Genomic DNA, 233 nt, shown 5'->3' on the forward strand with positions numbered 1-233 from the left:
ACAAAGCGTGACGACGCAACCCGCGCTCTGCAAGGCAGAGACAAGCCATGCAGCCCGCTGCACAGTCGCGCCGGTCCCCAGCAGGATCCGGCTGCCCAGCGCGGCCATATCGGGAACCGCCCGGCGTGCCTCGCCCCGTCCAAAACGAATGGCTCCGGCGGTGGCAAACGCAAAGGCAGGCAATTCCCCCGACATTCAGACCTCCAGATCCCCGATCATCATCACGACATTGG

General features: G+C 64.8%; 1 pseudogene. It reads right to left on the reverse strand.

Annotated features, from left to right (window positions below):
• A pseudogene (locus tag R0J92_RS27010) lies at nucleotides 1-195 on the reverse strand (alcohol dehydrogenase); the annotation flags it as partial.
• Nucleotides 196-233 lie beyond the last annotated feature (38 nt).

The organism is Tritonibacter sp. SIMBA_163, assembly GCF_046535935.1.
In the GTDB taxonomy this organism is placed as follows: domain Bacteria; phylum Pseudomonadota; class Alphaproteobacteria; order Rhodobacterales; family Rhodobacteraceae; genus Epibacterium; species Epibacterium scottomollicae.